The sequence below is a fragment of the Promicromonospora sp. NPDC060204 genome (assembly GCF_042728455.1).
GTDB lineage: Bacteria > Actinomycetota > Actinomycetes > Actinomycetales > Cellulomonadaceae > Promicromonospora.
This window is the reverse complement of record NZ_JBHWZO010000023.1, coordinates 23,961-38,313: the sequence shown is the minus strand read 5'-3', so window position 1 is coordinate 38,313 and position 14,353 is coordinate 23,961. Positions and strand designations below refer to the sequence as shown.

At 73.3% G+C, this 14,353-nt stretch carries 15 protein-coding genes; 3 read left to right on the top strand and 12 right to left on the bottom strand.

The window, feature by feature from the left end; genetic code table 11:
* Window positions 1–76: 76 nt before the first annotated feature.
* The 9 genes from ACFWEJ_RS05380 to ACFWEJ_RS05340 form a co-directional block, all read right to left on the bottom strand.
* A complete protein-coding gene (locus ACFWEJ_RS05380) occupies window positions 77–217 on the bottom strand; it encodes a hypothetical protein (RefSeq protein ID WP_377228178.1) in 141 nt (46 codons plus the stop codon).
* A 148-nt stretch (window positions 218–365) separates the two neighbouring features.
* Entirely contained in the window at window positions 366–1,400 is a 1,035-nt protein-coding gene (locus ACFWEJ_RS05375) for a branched-chain amino acid ABC transporter permease (RefSeq protein WP_377228177.1), read from the bottom strand.
* A complete protein-coding gene (locus ACFWEJ_RS05370; RefSeq protein ID WP_377228176.1) occupies window positions 1,397–2,302 on the bottom strand; it encodes a branched-chain amino acid ABC transporter permease in 906 nt (301 codons plus the stop codon). Before ACFWEJ_RS05370 ends, ACFWEJ_RS05375 begins: the two co-directional genes overlap by 4 nt.
* On the bottom strand, window positions 2,302–3,063 hold the full coding sequence (locus ACFWEJ_RS05365; RefSeq protein ID WP_377228175.1) for an ABC transporter ATP-binding protein: 762 nt from the start codon (window positions 3,061–3,063) through the stop codon (window positions 2,302–2,304). Before ACFWEJ_RS05365 ends, ACFWEJ_RS05370 begins: the two co-directional genes overlap by 1 nt.
* The gene (locus ACFWEJ_RS05360) at window positions 3,060–3,857 is read right to left on the bottom strand and encodes an ABC transporter ATP-binding protein (protein WP_377228174.1); all 798 of its coding nucleotides are present in this window, start codon (window positions 3,855–3,857) and stop codon (window positions 3,060–3,062) included. The genes ACFWEJ_RS05365 and ACFWEJ_RS05360 overlap by 4 nt, the downstream gene beginning before the upstream one ends.
* Window positions 3,854–5,161 (bottom strand): ABC transporter substrate-binding protein, encoded by a 1,308-nt coding sequence (locus ACFWEJ_RS05355; RefSeq protein WP_377228173.1) that lies wholly within the window; start codon window positions 5,159–5,161, stop codon window positions 3,854–3,856. Before ACFWEJ_RS05355 ends, ACFWEJ_RS05360 begins: the two co-directional genes overlap by 4 nt.
* Window positions 5,162–5,316: 155 nt before the next feature.
* Complete coding sequence (locus tag ACFWEJ_RS05350; RefSeq protein ID WP_377228172.1) at window positions 5,317–6,234, bottom strand: dioxygenase; 918 nt, start codon at window positions 6,232–6,234, stop codon at window positions 5,317–5,319.
* On the bottom strand, window positions 6,227–8,062 hold the full coding sequence (locus ACFWEJ_RS05345; protein ID WP_377228171.1) for an FAD-dependent oxidoreductase: 1,836 nt from the start codon (window positions 8,060–8,062) through the stop codon (window positions 6,227–6,229). Before ACFWEJ_RS05345 ends, ACFWEJ_RS05350 begins: the two co-directional genes overlap by 8 nt.
* Window positions 8,063–8,126: 64 nt before the next feature.
* Complete coding sequence (locus ACFWEJ_RS05340) at window positions 8,127–9,116, bottom strand: helix-turn-helix domain-containing protein (RefSeq protein WP_377228170.1); 990 nt, start codon at window positions 9,114–9,116, stop codon at window positions 8,127–8,129.
* A 168-nt stretch (window positions 9,117–9,284) separates the two neighbouring features.
* Between ACFWEJ_RS05340 and ACFWEJ_RS05335 the strand changes: the two genes are divergently transcribed.
* Both ACFWEJ_RS05335 and ACFWEJ_RS05330 read left to right on the top strand, forming a co-directional pair.
* Window positions 9,285–10,016 (top strand): histidine phosphatase family protein, encoded by a 732-nt coding sequence (locus tag ACFWEJ_RS05335; RefSeq protein ID WP_377228169.1) that lies wholly within the window; start codon window positions 9,285–9,287, stop codon window positions 10,014–10,016.
* A 46-nt stretch (window positions 10,017–10,062) separates the two neighbouring features.
* Window positions 10,063–10,554: a PH domain-containing protein gene (locus tag ACFWEJ_RS05330; RefSeq protein WP_377228168.1), complete on the top strand. Its 492-nt coding sequence runs from the start codon at window positions 10,063–10,065 to the stop codon at window positions 10,552–10,554.
* Between the two features lie 97 nt (window positions 10,555–10,651).
* Here the strand turns inward: ACFWEJ_RS05330 and ACFWEJ_RS05325 are convergent, their stop codons facing one another.
* The gene (locus tag ACFWEJ_RS05325) at window positions 10,652–11,440 is read right to left on the bottom strand and encodes a MerR family transcriptional regulator (RefSeq protein WP_377228167.1); all 789 of its coding nucleotides are present in this window, start codon (window positions 11,438–11,440) and stop codon (window positions 10,652–10,654) included.
* Between the two features lie 42 nt (window positions 11,441–11,482).
* Between ACFWEJ_RS05325 and ACFWEJ_RS05320 the strand changes: the two genes are divergently transcribed.
* Window positions 11,483–12,025: a DUF6194 family protein gene (locus ACFWEJ_RS05320; protein WP_377228166.1), complete on the top strand. Its 543-nt coding sequence runs from the start codon at window positions 11,483–11,485 to the stop codon at window positions 12,023–12,025.
* A 288-nt stretch (window positions 12,026–12,313) separates the two neighbouring features.
* Here ACFWEJ_RS05320 and ACFWEJ_RS05315 read toward each other — a convergent pair whose 3' ends face one another.
* The gene (locus tag ACFWEJ_RS05315; RefSeq protein ID WP_377228165.1) at window positions 12,314–13,069 is read right to left on the bottom strand and encodes an MOSC domain-containing protein; all 756 of its coding nucleotides are present in this window, start codon (window positions 13,067–13,069) and stop codon (window positions 12,314–12,316) included.
* A gap of 45 nt (window positions 13,070–13,114) precedes the next feature.
* Window positions 13,115–14,290, bottom strand: coding sequence for a metallophosphoesterase family protein (locus ACFWEJ_RS05310; protein ID WP_377228164.1), 1,176 nt, complete (start codon window positions 14,288–14,290; stop codon window positions 13,115–13,117).
* Between the last annotated feature and the right edge of the window lie 63 nt (window positions 14,291–14,353).

The window sequence follows — 14,353 nt, the reverse complement described above, 5'->3', positions numbered from 1 at the left end:
GCCGCATGCGCCACGTCGTGGCGTGCGGCCGGGCCCTCTGTCGTGGGCACAGCTCTCGGCGGGAGCCGCTGCGCGGTCAGCCCGCGGCGGCGTCGTCGGCCGGCGTCTCGCGTTCCTCGTGTTGCGACCCGTACGTATCGGTCACGCTCCGGTGCATGAGCGTGGTCCGGCGAGGGTTGGCGATGGAGTGGTACTGGGCGTCGTCGGCGTCCGTCATGGGTCCTCCTCCGGTGCAGGCTTACGGCTACGCTGCACGTGGTTCACCCGCTGGTCTGCGGATCATCCATCCTCGTTGATACCGAGTCGCGCGTCGACTGAAGAGGCTGTGACGTCGGACTCATCGCGCCGTCAGATCCACCGCACCGTCAGATGCGCACCCGGTACGTCGTGGGGAAGAGCTGGAACCGCCCCGCCACCAGGCCCCAGAGTCCGCGCGGCGCGAGCAGCACGACCGCCACCGCCACCACGCCGAGCACCACGAGGTACCAGGTGCCCAGCGGCGCCAGGGCCTGCTGCAACGCCCAGTAGAGGACGGCCCCCACGATCGGCCCCTCGATGGTCCCGATGCCGCCGACCACGACGATGAAGATCATCGCCGCCGTCCAGTTCACGGAGTAGATCGATCCCGGGGTGACGCCGAGCGTGCTCAGCGCGATCAGCGCGCCCGCGAGGGCGGCGCCGGCCGATCCGGCGACGTAGACGATGCGGCGGCCGCGATCCACGGCCACGCCCAGGCTGCTCGCCGCGACGCGGTCGTCGCGGATCGCCGTGAGCCCGAGTCCCACCCGGGACCGCATGAGCAGGTAGGTCCCGAGCACGACGGCGACCACGAGCGCCAGCGCGAACCAGTAGACGAACGCCACGCGGTCCACCCGGTCGGTGCCGCGGAACGCGCTCAGGGACAGCCCGCCGCCGCCGCCGAGCCCGTCGATCTGCATCGTGACCAGGCGGAACACCTCGGCCACCACCCAGGTGCCGATCGCGAAGTACCCGCCGGCGAGGCGGAACACCAGGTAGCTCGTCGGCAGGGCGATCGCGGCGCCCACGAGGCCGGCCGCCAGGACGGCGACCCACGGCGGGGCGCCGACGGCGTCGGCGAGCTGGATCAGGGCGTACCCGCCCACGCCGACGTACGCCTGCTGGCCCACGCTCACCATGCCGCCGTACCCGGCGAGCAGGTTCCAGGTGGTACCGAGTATCACGAGGGCGAAGAGCATGACCAGGCTGGACAGCGCGCCGAGGGTCACGACGTAGGGGATGACGGCGGCGAGGAGCACCACGACGAGCAGGAGCACCCCACCCCCGACGAGGGACCCGCGCCCGCCCCGCGTGACGATCGGGGCCGCCGGGGCGGCGGTGTCCGGGGCGGCGGCGTCCGGGGCGGTGTTCGGCGCGGTCATGCCGGCACGCTCCTCGGCAGCAGGCCGCCCGGCCGGACCACCAGCACGGCGAGGAAGACGAGGTGCCCGGCGAGCACCCCGGACTGCGGGTCGATCTGGGCGCCGACCGTCTGGGCGAGGCCCAGCACGATGCCGCCCAGGAGCGTGCCCCACAGCGACCCGAGCCCGCCGATGATCACGGCCTCGAACGCGAACAGCAGCACGAGGTCGCCGTACCCCGGCGAGAACTGCGTGCTCATGCCGACGAACACGCCCGCGAGCGCCAGCGTGGCGAACGCGAGGGCGGTCGCCACGGCGTAGGTGTGCTTCGGGTCGACGCCGTACATCGCGGCGGCCCCGGCGTCGTCGGCGACGGCGCGCATGGCGCGGCCCGTGGCCGTGCGCGCCAGGAAGACCTGGACCCCCGCGATCACCGCGGCGGCCACGACCAGGGTGATCAGCGGCAGCAGGCCCACCGAGAGCGGGCCGAGCGGCACGCCCGCCGAGGCGAGGTCGCCCGTGGGGATCTTGCGGGTGTCCGCGCTGAACACCTCCTGGAGCAGGCTGGTCAGGGCCACGGCGACGCCGAACGACACCAGCAGGGGCGCGAGCTCGCCCGCGCCGGGCGCGCCCTGGCGGGCCTCGCCCGAACCCCGGACCTGCGCGAGGGCCGGGTTGAACAGGCCGCGCTGCACGGCGTACCCGAGCGCCGCGAACACCGGCACCACCACGACCACCGCGAGCCACAGGGGCAGGCCCTGCTGCACCAGCACGAGCGACAGGTACGCGGCGAGCACCGCGAGCACGCCGTGCGCCAGGTTGACGATGCGCATCACGCCGAAGATCAGCGACAGGCCGCAGGCCAGCAGGGCGTACTGCCCGCCGAGCAGCACGCCCTGCACGCCGGCGTTGAGCCAGTCCATCAGGCCTCCGTGGGTCTCGGGGCGGGGTCGGGGGTCGAGGCGGGGGCGGGCGTCGGGGCGGGGGCGATGCCGAAGTAGGCGTCGGCCACGGCCTCGCGGTCCAGGCCCGCGGCCGGGGCCTCCAGCACGGTGCGCCCGCCCAGGAGGCACTGGACGCGGTCGGCCACGCGCAGCGCCTGGTCCAGGTCCTGCTCGACGACGAGCGCCGTGGTGCCCTCCGCCGTGATGCGGCGGACGGCGTCGTAGATCTGGGTGACCACGGAGGGCGCCAGCCCGAGCGACACCTCGTCGAGGAGCAGCACGCGCGGGTTGGTCAGGAGGGCCCGGCCGATCGCGACGGCCTGCTGCTGGCCGCCCGACAGCACGCCGGCGCGCCGGTCCCGCAGCTCGGCGACGTGCGGGAACACGTCGTACGCGGCGCGCAGGTCCCATGGCCCCGGCCGCCCCGGGTAGCGGCCCATGAGCAGGTTCTCCTCGACGGTGAGCGACGCGAACAGGCGCCGTCCCTCCGGCACGAGCGCGATGCCGCGCCGCACCCGCCGGTGCGCGGGCACCCGGGTGACCGGGGCGCCGTCGAGCAGCACGGTGCCCGCCGTGGGCAGCTGGGTGCCCGCGAGCGCCGCGAGCAGCGTGGACTTGCCGGCGCCGTTGGCGCCGAGAACGGCGAGGGTCTCCCCCTCGCCGAGGGTCAGCCCGACGCCGTCGACGGCGAGCAGGTCGCCGTACCGGACCTCCAGGCCCGTGACCTCCAGGACGCTCATACCGGCTCCCCCGGCAAGGCGTCGGGCACGGAGCCGGGCACGGAGTCGACGGTGGAGCCCAGGTACACCTCGACCACCCGCGGGCTGCGGATCACCTCGTGCGGGTCGCCCTGCGCGATCACCTCGCCGGCGGCGAGGCACAGCAGGCGGTCCACGACGTCGAGCAGCGCGTGCAGCACGTGCTCGATCCAGACCACCGCCACGCCGTCGTCCCGCAGGCGGCGCACCAGGTCCACGACCTGGGGCAGCTCGCGGTCGGTGAGGCCGCCCGCGATCTCGTCCAGCAGGAGCAGGCGCGGCCCGGTCGCGAGCGCCCGCGCGACCTCCAGCCGCTTGCGGTCCAGCAGGCGCAGGCTGCCCGACGGCGTGTTCGCCGCCCCGGTCAGGTCCGTCACCTCGAGCGCGTGCCAGGCCCGGTCACTGGCGTCCCGCGCCGTGCCGGGCGCGCCGGCGCCGCCGTGCCGCCGTCCGGCGAAGGACGCTCCGACCAGCACGTTCTCGTACACGGTGAGGCCGCCGAACGGCCGCGGCACCTGGTACGAGCGCGCGACGCCCCGGTCGGCGCGGGCCGCCGCGCCGAGCCGGGTGACGTCCTGCCCGTCCAGGGCCACGGTCCCGGCGTCGGCCCGCAGGGTGCCCGCGACGACGTCGAGCAGGGTGGTCTTGCCCGCGCCGTTCGGGCCGACGAGGCCCAGGGCCTCGCCGGCGGACACCTCGAACGACACGTCGCGGGCCGTGACCACCCGGCCGAAGCGCTTGGCGACGCCGGTCACCCGCAGCAGGGGTTCGGTCACCGGAGCGGCTCGACCTCGCCGCCCGTCGGGATCTCCGGGGCCAGCGTGTTGGAGACCACCACGAGCTCGTAGGGGTTCTTGCCCTCGTCCGCGCCGTCGGCCAGGCGCCACTGGCCGCCGACCAGCGGGGTCTTGGCCACGTACGGCGGCACGCTGTCGTCGACGCCCCACGCGATGTCGCCCACCACGGTGGAGACCTCCAGCGTGGACAGGGCCTCGGTGATCGCGTCCGGCTCGGTGGAGCCGGCCTCCTGCACGGCTGCGACCGTGATCTCGAACAGGGCCTCGGCGAACCCGAGGGGCTGCGTCCACTGCTTGCCCGTGTCGCTCTCGTACTGGTCGGCCAGCTCCTGCGCGGTCTGCCCGGTCAGCGACGAGGTGAACGGCGCCGTGGGGTGCCACCAGACCTCGGAGGTGAGGCCGTCGCCCGCGTTGCCCAGCGCCTCGACCGACGACGGGAACAGCAGCGCCTTGCCGATCGTCGCGACCTTGGGCCGGTAGTCCTGCTGGCCGGCCTGCTGCCAGAACGTGGTGAAGTCCGGCGGGATCGGCACGCCGACCAGGATGTCGTGGCCCTCGAACGCGGAGAGCTGCGCGGAGAAGTCCTGGGTGCCGTTCGGGTAGAGGCCCGGGTCGTCGATCGTGACGCCGGTGTCCTGCGTCAGGGCTGGGAAGTTGGCGCTCCACGCCTGCCCGTCCGGGTCGTTCGGGAACAGGCCGGCCGCCTTCTGGTTGGTGTCCACCTGGCTCCAGATGTCCGCGTAGACGGCGGACACGTCCTCCAGGCCCCAGAACGCGTGATAGCTGTACTTCAGGTCGGCGGGCTCGTCACCCTCCCGGATCGCGAACGGCTGCCAGGGCGCGACCGTCGAGATGCACGGGACCGAGTTGGCCTCGCACTGCTCCGAGACGGGGTTGGTGATGTCCGGCGTGGACGACGTGAGCACCAGGTCGACGCCGTCGCTGTTGATCAGGTCGGCCGCCACCTCGCCCGCGCGGGCGGAGTCGGACTGCGAGTCCTTGACGATGATCTCGACGGACTGCTCGGCGCCGTCGACGGTCACCGGGTTGTCGGCGAACCACTTCTCCATGGACTCGATCACGTAGGTGTTGGCCTCGCCGAACGGCGCCGACGAGCCCGTCTCGGTCGAGACGAAGCCGATCTTCAGGACGTCGTCGTCCCCGCCGCCCCCGACCGTGCCCCCGCCCACGTCGCCGCAGCCCGCCAGGGCGCTCGCCAGGGCTGCCGTCGAGGCGCAGACCGCCAGCGCCCGTCTGTTCAGGGACCGTCCGTTGCCAACCATCGTCGTCACTCCAAGTCTGTCGTCGAGCCTCTGGTTGTCGGACCCACAGGTCACCGGGGTGACCTGTGGGTCTGACACGGGATTGCGGCTTGCCGGTGGTGCTTGGTGCAGGTGGTTCGGGTGGTGCGGGTCTTCGGTCGGGTCGTGCGGGTGGGTCAGTCGGCCGGGGCCAGGACGACGTCGAAGCGGGTGCGCGCCCACGTGCCCTCGACCGCGCGGCCGTCGGGCGTCGGCGTGCCCGCGGGCAGCTCCTCGAAGTCCATGACGAGCGAGTCCTTGACGCCGAACACCGAGTCCGACGCGAGCAGCTCGTCGCCGCGCACGAAGATGTGGGTCACGAGCGTGCGCAGCCCGGGCGCCGTCACCATGAAGTGCAGGTGAGCGGCGCGCAGGGGCGAGCGGCCCGACGCCGCGAGCAGCGCGCCGACCGGCCCGTCGTGCGGGATCGGGTACGGCGTGGGCGTGACGCCCCAGAAGCGGTACCCGCCGTCGTCGGCCGAGTAGAGGTGCGCGCGGCCCGCGGTGCGCTCGTCGCCGTACTGGACGTCGTAGAAGCCGTCCTCGTCCGCCTCCCACACCTCGATGCGCGCGCCGGGCACGGGGGTGCCGGAGGTGTCGGTGACCGTGCCCTCGACCCAGCAGGGCTGCCCGGTCGCATCGCCCGCGATGTCGCCGCCGTTCTCGATGCGCGGCGCGTCGTCCACGAAGAACGGGCCGAAGACCGTGGCCTCCGTCGCGTTCTCGTACGCCGCGTTGTTGATGGCGATGGTCTGCATGGAGGCGCCCAGCACGTCGGACAGCAGGATGAACTCCTGCCGCTTGTCGTCCGTGATGTGCCCGGCGGCGGTGAGGAACTCGATGCCCCGGTTCCACTCGTCCTCGGTGAGCCGCACCTCGCGCAGGAACGCGTGCAGGTGCCGGGTCAGGGACTGCATGACGGTCGCCAGCCGCGCGTCATCGGCGCCCGCGAAGGACGCCGCGACCCGGTCGGTGAGCTCCTGCTCGCGGGCCGCCTGCTCGGGGTCCACCGGCCCCGCCGGCTGCCCGGCCGGCCCGGCGTCCGGCTCAGCCATCGTGCTCGACCCGTCCGAGGACCGACCGCAGCGCGTCGCCCAGCGCCCCCGCCGGGTCGTCGGCCAGGGTCTGGGCGCGCCAGGCCACGTGCGCGTCCGGGCGGACCAGGATCGCGCCCGACTCCTCGACGCCGCGCATCTTCGCCCAGTCGTAGTAGGTGTCGATGACCTCGCGGCCCGGCCCGATGACGACCGCCTCCAGCGGCACGCCGAGCTCGTCCGCGACCTTCGCGGCGGCGTCGGCCCAGGCCTCGCCCGCGATGCCGGTGACCAGCGTGAACTGCCCGTACGGGACCAGGTCGTGCGTCGAGCGCTTGTGCCCGTCGACGTCGGCCACCCACACGTGCGGGAACCGCGCGCCCGGGACCGTGGACTGCTTGTAGTAGAGCTCGGGGTCGCGCTCGTCCACAGGCTGGGGAGAACCGTCGGGGACGATCGCGGCCGACGTGTAGAACTGGCCCATGTCCACGCCGTGCGCGTTGAACTCGTAGTGCTTGAGGTCCATCGCCTCCACGAGCGCCGCGCGCTTGGCCGCGCCGGCCGGGGTGTTCGCCTTGCGCTCGTCGATCGCGGCCTGCATCGCCTCCGGCGTCTCGGCGTCCAGGACCCCGAGCACCTCCATGAACCGGAACTCGCCGCCCGACTTGTTGGCGCGCAGCACGATCTGCTCGGCGACGGGCGCCCGCTCGGCCGAGTAGGTGTCCAGCAGCGACGGCGCCGCCTGCCCGTTGAGCACGGCCGCGATCTTCCAGGCCAGGTTGTACGAGTCCTGGACCGACGTGTTGGAGCCGAGGCCGTTGCTCGGCGGGTGCCGGTGCACGGCATCGCCCGCACAGAAGACGCGGCCCTGCTGAAGGTGCGTCGCGTACATCTGGTTGTTGCCCCACAGCGAGTAGCCCGTGATCTCGACGTCCAGGTCCTCGACGCCCACGAGCTGGCGCACGATCTCGGTCGCCGCGGCGTCGTCGAGCTGCGGCGGCTCGCCGGCGATGTCGTAGCCCCAGACGATGAGCCACTCGTTCCACGGCCGGACCATGCGGACCAGGCCCGCACCGATGCCGCCGACGTCCGAGCCGGGCTGCAGCACCCAGTACAGGACGGACGGGCGGTGCCCCACGAGGTGCGTGAGGTCGGCCTTGAACGTGATGTTCATGGAGCCGGCGATGTCCATCGCGCCCTCCATGGGCAGGCCGATGTCCGCGGCCACCTGGGAGCGGGCGCCGTCGCCGCCGATCAGGTACTTGGAGCGGATCGTGTACTCGGTGCCGGTGACCCGGTCGAGCACGCGGGTGCTCACGCCGTCGGCGTCCTGGGTGTGGCCCAGGTACTCCGTGGAGAACCGCGACTGGGTGCCCCGCTGGGTCGCGTTCTTGACCAGGATCGGTTCCAGGTAGGTCTGCGGGATGTCGACCGTGAGCGACGGCGAGGCCAGCCGCGCGTCCGCCTCGCGGGCGGGGTGGGTCTCCCAGGTGAGGATGCGGCCGATCTCCTCGCCCGCGATCGTCGTGCAGAACACCGTGTCGCCCACCAGCTCGTGCGGCGTCGCGTCCGCGAGCACCTGGTCCTCGATGCCCAGGTCGCGGAAGATCTCCATGGTGCGCTGGTTGGTGATGTGCGCGCGGGGCGTGTTCGCGGTCCAGCGGTACTTGGTGATCATGATGTTGCCGATCCCCAGGCTGGACAGGAACAGGGCCGCCGACGCGCCGGCCGGGCCGGAGCCCACGACCAGCACGTCGGTCTCGACCACCGTGCCGTGTCCCTCCGGGGTCGTGCCAGCGGCGGTGCTGGGCAGTGCGGTCTCGGTCTGACCGTCGTCGAACTCAGGCATGCGCACAGGCTGCCGCGCGCCCCGACCTGGGAAAAGGGCGGGCTATGAAAGTCGGCGGAAAGTATCAAGCCCTGGCTGCGAGGGCGTACCGGCGGGCCTCGGACGGCGACATGCCCGACTGCTCGCGGAAGACGCGCGAGAACTGCGCCGCCGACGAGAACCCGCAGCGCCGGCCGATCGCCTCGACGGTCTGCTCCGCGTACGACGGCATGCGCAGCATCCGGCTCGCCATCTCGACGCGCCGCCGGGCGACCAGGCGCGGCACGCTCGTGCCGTGCTCGGCGAGCACGCGCGAGAGCTGCCGCTCGCTCAGGCCGATCGCGTCGGCGATCCGACGGGCCGACATGGTCGGGTCGCGCAGCCACTGCCGCACGTACCGCTCGGCCGCGGCGAAGTGCGCGCCCGCGGCCTGCGCCCCGGACACCTCCGGCCGGACCAGCACGGCCGTGACGAGGTCGAGCACGGCGGCCTCGTCGGCCGCGCCGTCGCCGTCGGGGCCCACGGCGCGCGCGACCAGCTCGGCGAGGGCCGCGGCGTGGGCGCTGCCGCCCGCCGCCGGGGACGGCGTGCCGAACTCGATCACCCGGGCGGTGCGCGGCATGGTGCCGCCCGCGGAGCGGAACACGTCGTACGGCACCTTGACCGCCAGCTCCTCCAGCCCCTGGGAGAAGCCGCGCAGGAACGGCCGGTCGGCGTCGCACACCAGGAGCTGGCCGGGCCGCAGCCGGCGCACACCGTCGTCGTGGTAGAAGAACGCCTCGCCGCGGAGCGTGAAGTAGAGGGCCACGGACTCGGTGGGGCGGGTGCGGACCGTGCGCGCCGTGCGCTCCACGGCGTGCGGGTTGGCCTCGACGTGGGCCAGGTGCAGCCGGTCGAGCTGGAGGTTCGCCTCGGAGGCCTCCAGCGCCGAGTCGTCCTCGAGCATGCGGCACTGCAACGCGACGAGGGCGTCGGCGTTGTGCTCCTCCCACAGCTCGATCCGCCGCGCCGCGGGCAGGCCTCGCGTGGAGAAGCGGTCGACGGCGCCGCGCGACGCCGGTGTGGCACGACTCACGAGCCCCACAGTAGGTGCAGGCCCCCAGCGCGCACCAGGATTCTTCACCCTCGACCGGCGTGTTGGCTGTGGCGTGTTCGCCCAGGTCAGGGGCTGTCCGGCGGACGCACGGCCCGCGAAGGCCGCCTCAGGCGTGCGCGCGGCCGCCGGACGCAGGATGCTCGTGCCATGCCCGACGAGACGATGCCACCGGATCGGCCCGTAGCCCGGCCACCGGCCCTGCAGCCCCCGAGCGAGCCGCAGCTCGTGCTGCTCCGACACGGGCAGACCGAGTGGAGCGCGAGCGGCCAGCACACCGGACGCACGGACCTGCCGCTCACGGCGGACGGCGAGAAGCAGGCCCGGACCGCGGGGGCGACCCTGGCCGCCTACGAGTTCGCGGCCGTCTACACGTCCCCGCGGGAGCGGGCGCGGCGGACGGCGGAGCTCGTGGGCCACCCCGGGGCCGTCGTCGACGAGGACCTGGCCGAGTGGGACTACGGACCGGTCGACGGCCGCACCTCGCGCGACGTCTCGGAGATCCTGGGGCGCGACTTCCAGATCTTCGACGACGGCGTGCAGGTGCTGCCGCCGTCCGCCGATCACGGCGAGGGTCGGCCGGGCGAGACGCTGGACCAGGTCGCCGTGCGCGCCGCGCGGGTGATCGCCCGGGCGGAGCAGGTGCTCACCGGTGAGGGCGCGGTGGCCGGGCCGGACGCGGGGTCGGACGCGGGGTCGGGGGCCGGTGGGCACGTGCTGCTGGTCGCGCACGGGCACCTGCTGCGGGTGCTCGCCACGGTGTGGCTCGGCGTCGACCCGCGGCTCGGGGCCCGGTTCGAGCTCGGCACCGCCGCCGTCTGCCTGCTGGGGTACGGGCACGGCCTGCGGACGATCGAGGGATGGAACCTGGCCGCCCAATAGATCCAACCAGTAGATCCAAAAGGCGCAGTAAGGCAGTATTCGCCGCATGAGGGAAGAGCACCTCGCCGAAGGCGAGACCATCGTGATGCAGCTCCGCACTCACCCGAAGAAGGTCGTCAAGCCGATCCTGCTGCTCCTGCTGCTGGTCGCGGTACTGATCGCCATGTGGGTGCTGCCGCTGCCGATCGACCCGATCGTGCTGTGGTTCGCGACGGCGATCCTCGTGGTGCTCGGCCTGGTCGCGTCCGCGGGCCCGTTCCTGCGCTGGCGCACCACGCGCTACATCATCACCAACCAGCGGGTCGCGCTGCGCACCGGCATCCTGACGCAGACCGGCCGGGACATCCCGCTCTACCGGATCAACAACGTCACCTTCGAGAAGCAGCTCAGCGACCGGATCTTCGGCTGCGGCACCCTGGTGATCTCCGACGGCACGGACCAGCCGGGCATGGTGCTCGACGACGTGCCCGACGTCGAGCAGGTGCAGCGCACCCTCCAGGACCTGGTGCGCCAGGGCAAGCTCCTCAGCGACGACTGACCACCCGACCCGGCCCCACCCCTCCCGCCCCACCCTCAGCCGTTGAGTGCTGGGTATTTGCGCCTTTCTGCGGGCCAGAAGCGCAAATAGCCAGCACTCACGGGGTTGTGGGGGCGAGGAGGTCGGCCAGGTCCGCGCCCGCGCGGAGCAGCGCGACCGCGCGGACGGCGATCTGGTCGAGCCGGCGGTCGAGGATCTGGCGGGCCTCGGCGGTCCCCTCGCCAGTGCCGCCGACGGCGCCCGGGAGGCGGCGCAGGCTCACGACGACGTCGCGCACGGCCGGGATCCCGTACCCGCTGGAGCGCAGCGCGGCAACGATCCGCGCCTCCCGGATCGCGGCCGGCCCGTACTGGCGGGCACGCAGGGTCGTCACCCGCTCTGGGACCGCCAGCCCCTCCTGCTCCCAGAACCGGAGCGTGGAGGTGCGCACCCCGAGGGCGGCGGCGAGCTGGGTGATCGTCAGGACGTCCGCGTCGGCGTGCGCGGTTCCGGCGTGCGCGGTCCCGGCGTGCGCCGTCCCGACGTCCGGCCCGGACTCCTCGCCCTCGATGGCCGCGAGCGCCGCCTGCGCCCGGAGGGCCTCGTCGCGGTCGGCGGCCAGCCGGACGTGCACGGCGCCGATCGCGGCGGCGGCGTCGGCGAGGCTGCCGGTCAGCGCCTGCGCGAGCAGACCCCGCGCGACCACCGGCCCGGCGGCGCTCGCCAGCGCCCGGTACGCCCGGAGCGCCCGGACGTGCACCGGGCCGTACGAGCGGTAGCCGTTCGCGGCGCGGGTGGCCGCCGGGATGACGCCGAGCCGCTCCAGGTCGCGGACCTGTTGCACGGAGTACCCGGACTCCCGCGCGACGTCGGCGGTGCGGAGCGGCCGCGAGGCCTGAGGTGTCATGCGCTCAACCCCACAGAAGCACTTGAAGGTGATGCTTGAACCATGGACCCTCAGCACAGTACCGGCCTGACCATCGAGCAGATCATCACCGCCGTCCGCGAGCTCGACGGCGCCCTCGTCGTCGCGCCCGCCGTCGGCGACCCCACCGTCCCGGAGCTGGCCTGGGGCGATGCGTTCTTCTACTACGCGCCCGACGGCGAGATGCCCCGGAACATCCAGCCGTACGGGACGATCGTCACGAAGAACTACCCGGACGACACCACCTCGGACCTCGACCCCGCCGGACGCTGGCGGGTGAACGTCCACGTCGGACGGGCGCGGCAGGCCGAGCTCGTCGGAGCCGTCGAGCCCGAGGTAGCGGAGCCCGGGGTTACGGAGCCTGGGCACGCGCGGCCTGGGCCGGGCGGGCACGGGGAGGCAGGGCCGCGACCTGACACCGCCGACGTCGTGCGGCCGCACCCGGTGTACGGGTCGGCCGGCTGGATCGCCGTCGTGAACCCTGGGGCCGCGACCGGCGACACCGTGCTCGCCCTTCTGCGCGACGCGCACGAGGCCGCTCGTGCCCGGTTCGAGCGCCGCCGCTGACGCCCGGGTCCGGGGTCCCGAGAACTCCGGGGGAACACTTGCGCACGAGGGTGGGTAACGGAGAGGTAGCACTGCTACGTCAGCGTTACTCACCTGGCTGCGTATGTCTTTTCCCCGGACCCGCGACCGGCGACACGGTGCTCGCCCTCCTGCGCGACGCGCACGATGCCGCGCGCGCCCGTCACGACCGCAGGTCCCACCCCTGACTCGTTGAGTGCGGGCTATTTGCGGCTCTGACCGTCCAGGGAGCGCAAATAGCCCGCACTCAGCGGGTCGGTTGACGGCGGGTCAGTCGACGACGGCGCGGGCTGCGGCCTGCTCGCTGCGGCGGTGCATGTCGACGCTGAGCCGGATCTCGCCCGCGGCGTGCGCGTTGAGCAGCCGCTGGGCGAGCTCCTCGAGGGACTCCGGTTCGGTCGGGTTCGCCGCGGGTGCGTCCGCGTCCGCCGCGTCCGCTCCGGCCGGACCAGCGCCCGCACCCGCCCCGACCGCCGCGCGGGCCAGGCCGTACTGGGCGCCGAACCAGTCCGCGACGGTCACCCCGTGCAGGGGGTGGTGCACGACGTCGACGGTGTCGCCCGCGCCGAGCTCGCCGTTCTCGATCACGCGCAGGTAGGCACCCGTGCGGTTGGCCTGCGTGAACCGGCGCACCCAGCGCTGCTCGCCGAGCCGCCGTCCGAAGGTCTGGCAGGGCGTGCGCGGCTGCGTGACCTCCAGCAGCGCCGAGCCGACCTGCCACCGCTCGCCGATCACCGCGCCGTTCACGTCGAGGCCGCTGACGCGCAGGTTCTCGCCGAAGAGCCCAGGTGTGACCTCCCGGCCCAGCTCGGCGGACCAGTGGTCGGCGTCCTCCTGGGCGTAGGCGTACACCGCCTGGTCGAGGCCGCCGTGGTTGGCGCGGTCTGCCTGCACGTCCGCGTAGAGGCCGTAGGGCCGCACCTTGACCCGGCCCTCCACGGGACGCTTGTCGATCGCCGTGACCCCCACCGTGCCGGGGTCGGGATGCAGGACGTACACGCGACAGACCGCGAGGAGCTCAGCCATGCGCACATTTTCTCATCCGCGCACCACCCCTCCGACGTGTCAGGGTCAGGGCAGCGGGAGCGGCTCCATCCACTGGTCGTTGGCCGTCAGGTCGATGCCGTACTCGCCGGCGAACCGCATGCGGGTGCCGGCCAGCACTCCGTCGACCGACTCGTCGAGGTCGTAGACCCGCGCGCCGCGCAGGCGGTTGCGCTCGGCGCCGCCCAGCCCGTACGTGCCGAACCCGGTGTTCCCCGCGTACCCGAGCAGCACGCCGTAGTAGTCGCCCGAGTAGGTGTTCACGTGGTCGTGGCCGCAGAACACGCCGCGGACGTCGCCCCGGTGCTGGATCGCCGAGAACATGCCGGAGTTGAAGGGTCCCGGGCACTCGTCCTCGTTGCGCTCCCCCTCGATGCGGTGCCGGACCTTGCCGCGCTCGTGGTCGGCGTCGGTGCGCCCGTCCACCGAGCCGAACCACATGAACCGGTACTCCCACAGCGGGATGTGGATGAACATGAGGGCCGGCACCACGTGCCCCGCACGGCGCTCCACCTCCACCGAGGTGTCGTAGTACCACTTCACCTGGTCCATGCGCAGCCAGTCCCAGTGCGGGTAGCCGTCGAAGTCCTGGCCCGCGAGGGTGTCGGGGGCGTACCGCCCGGAGTCGAGCAGCCAGACGTTGAACGCGGGACGCCCGCCCCGGCCCTCGATCAGCAGGTTCGAGTTGCCCTGCCCGGTGACGCCGCGCGCCGTCGGGCCGTTCACGTTGTAGCGGTACGACCGGTAGAAGGCCAGCATGTCGGCCTCGTCCAGGCCGCTGTTCGGCGTCGAGTCCTCGTCGTGGTTGCCGAACGTGATGGCCCACGGGACGGCGCGCTCCTCCATGGGCTGCACCACGTTGTTCATCGCCTGGTGCATCTCCAGCGGGGTGTCGCAGCCGCCGGTGATGTTGTCGCCGTTGAGGATCACGAGGTCCGGCCGCTCGTCGTCGAGCACCGCGCGCATGAGCTCCAGGGTGCGGCGGTCGATCTTCTCGTCGTCCTGCGTGTCGTTGAACTGGACGATCTTGAACTTCCCGTCCCGGCCGAACTTCAGCCCGCGCTGCGGGTGCCGGCTCAGCTCCACGGCCTCCGCCGGGGCGGCGGCGCCGGCCGCCGCGACGGTCGCGACGCCCGCCGCGCCGAGGCTGCTCAGGGACAGGAAGGTCCGGCGGTCGACGCCGTCGGCAGTGTGCTCAGTCATGCCGACGACGATCGAGGGCCCCGCTGGCGGCCGCCCGACCACGGGGTGGACCCCCGGTGACGG